This is a genomic window from Ligilactobacillus aviarius subsp. aviarius DSM 20655, from assembly GCF_001436315.1.
GTDB lineage: Bacteria > Bacillota > Bacilli > Lactobacillales > Lactobacillaceae > Ligilactobacillus > Ligilactobacillus aviarius.
In genome coordinates, this window is the sequence record NZ_AYZA01000010.1 from 1 (window position 1) to 279 (window position 279).

General features: G+C 38.7%; 1 protein-coding gene. It reads left to right on the forward strand.

Translation table 11 applies throughout. The features are described 5' to 3' along the window. Positions 1 to 279 (forward strand): hypothetical protein (locus tag FC33_RS08590; protein WP_191978949.1); only part of this gene is annotated, 279 nt, incomplete at both ends.

Below are 279 nucleotides of genomic sequence, written 5' to 3' on the forward strand. Positions count from 1 at the left end.
TCAAGCAAGATTTCAAGCAGCAGCAAGAAGAGCTCAAGCATCAAGAGTTCATCAAGCAAGAAATCAAGCTCAAGCAAGATCTCAAGCAGTAAGAAGAGTTCAAGTATTAAGAGCTCATCAAGCAAGAAGTCAAGCTCAAGTAAGGTTTCAAGCAGCAAGAAGAGTTCAAGTATTAAGAGTTCATCAAGCAAGAAATCAAGTTCAAGTAAGATTTCAAGCAGTAGCAAGAAGAGTTCAAGTATTAAGAGCTCATCAAGCAAGAAGTCAAGCTCAAGCAAG